This is a genomic window from Carnobacterium sp., from assembly GCF_045617425.1.
Lineage (GTDB): Bacteria > Bacillota > Bacilli > Lactobacillales > Carnobacteriaceae > Carnobacterium_B.
This window is the reverse complement of record NZ_JAZLIO010000007.1, coordinates 1-2,031: the sequence shown is the minus strand read 5'-3', so window position 1 is coordinate 2,031 and position 2,031 is coordinate 1. Positions and strand designations below refer to the sequence as shown.

The window sequence follows — 2,031 nt, the reverse complement described above, 5'->3', positions numbered from 1 at the left end:
TTGATCCTCAACAATAACGGGAGAAACATCAGTAGACATGGTTTCAGCGCTAGCACTCACTACGAAGCCAACACTTGCAATCGCAGCCATAACAGCGGTTGCTAACATTTTTTTGTTCATACAAACACCCTCCAAAAACATTGATTTTCGCAATTTCTTCATAGCCTAGCTTGCCGAGTTTCGCGTGCCATCCAAAACTGCATAATGCTAATCTTAATAGAAATAATTAGCATTAGTTTTATTCTATCACAATTTTAAATATTCAGTAACTTCTTTACCTGTTCCTGATTATAGCAAATTTAGATACATCTTATTATAAATTTTAATAATAAAAAATAAAAAGAGAGGGCAAAAGTGCAGTGGTAAACTAATTTTGGACACAGAGGGGTCAACTTTTAGACACGGATGAGTTAAAATTAAAACAGAGAAACCTCATATCTGGTCTTAATTGATTATCTATTCAACAGGAGGTTTACCATGAAATATACGCTAGAACAACGCTTAGAAATTGGTCGTCGTATTTATGAAGGCGAACTAACTAGGTTCCAAGCTGCCCAGGAGTATGATATAAACGATAACACAGCACGTACCTATATGCGGCTGTACAGAGACACCAATAATCTTCCACCTAAAAACGAAGTAAGAAAGGGCTCAACTATAAAAACAACATCTTCTTCAATGAAAGTACAACATCACAATCTTGAAGAATATGAATCTATGACAAAAGAAGAATTAATTCAAGCACTGGTTCAAGCCCGTATTACAGAAGCAAGACTAAAAAAAGGTTACGAAGTGAAGGGGGATGGTTCGGTAATTCAATACAGCAGCGAGAATACCAAGTAATTCTTGAACTTTCAGGGGAGTTTCCGGTTAATCTTCTATGTGAGACCATGGGTGTTAATCGGAGCAGCTTTTATTATTGGAAGAAGATGCTAAGCAATCCGGCTCCAAGAACAAAGACATTGCTTGAAAATATTCAGTTGTTTATAGAGTACCATTTGAAATATCCGTCTCATGGATACCGCTGGCTGAATGCCAAAATACGTTTGGATAAAAAAATTGAAATGTCTGACCCTTATGCACACAAATGCTGTAAGACTGCCGGTATAAAAAGTAAATCTAAGCATTATAAATACAAGAAGCCAGGTGCTCCGTTTAGGATATTTCCAAATCTTCTTATGTCAGAAATACAGATTAGCGGACCACTTCAGTGCATTGTCAGCGATATGACGGCATTTTGGGTAAAAGGTATCTATTATGAACTCACCTTATATATGGATCTTTGGAATAACGAGATTCTAAGTTACTCGCTCTCCTCTAAGCGTGGTGATCGGATGACCTATATAAGTGGTTTGAAAGACCTTCTTGAGATAAAGAAGCAACATCCAGAATACCAGATGATTCTTCATTCTGATCAAGGCTCTGTCTATGCTTCAAAAGCATTCAATGATTTGCTCCCAATGTATGTAAAACGATCGATGTCAAGAGCAGGTACACCTACTGATAACAGTGCAATGGAATCTATCAATGGATGGATCAAGGCTGAATTATTAATGGATTTCCATATCACAGGCGAGCGTCCAGTACAGGAAGAGATTGATGCTTACATCAAGTTTTTCAATGAAGAACGACCCTCATATGCTCTTAATTATCTTACTCCAAGGCAATACCGCGAAAAATATGCTGCATAATCTGTTCATGATTTTATACCGCCGGAGATAGTTGTCTAGCATTTATCGGAGCATTGTCAAATGTAATGTAAGTCTTGTACAACTTTACGGGGTAACTGAATAATTTTTATATTTTGATGTCTAAAATTTGTTGACTAGTGCAGTAATGCGAAAAAATTTGTTTTTTCCACCCCCCCATCTGGAAAAAACTTAAAAAATTTTTTTTTAGGGTGGGTGATTTTTTGACAAAAAAGCGCATTACTATAGTGAAGGCTTTTCTTTTTGCTTCTCTTTTTGTTAGTTTTTCTCTTCGTGTTTTCTTTTCGGCGGCTTTTAGTTATTAGTTATAATTTAGTTTAAG

At 36.3% G+C, this 2,031-nt stretch carries 2 protein-coding genes; both read left to right on the top strand.

The genetic code is table 11. From position 1 onward, the window contains the following. Window positions 1-477 precede the first annotated feature (477 nt). A complete protein-coding gene (locus ACKI3H_RS03320; RefSeq protein WP_407370865.1) occupies window positions 478-843 on the top strand; it encodes a hypothetical protein in 366 nt (121 codons plus the stop codon). After that, entirely contained in the window at window positions 819-1,691 is an 873-nt protein-coding gene (locus ACKI3H_RS03315; protein WP_407370866.1) for an IS3 family transposase, read from the top strand. The genes ACKI3H_RS03320 and ACKI3H_RS03315 overlap by 25 nt, the downstream gene beginning before the upstream one ends. The last annotated feature ends 340 nt before the right edge of the window (window positions 1,692-2,031 follow it).

What these genes read in the sequence shown, in the direction of transcription:
- ACKI3H_RS03320 (WP_407370865.1), top strand. Translation starts at nt 478, where the DNA reads ATGAAATATACGCTAGAACAACGCTTAGAAATTGGTCGTCGTATTTAT.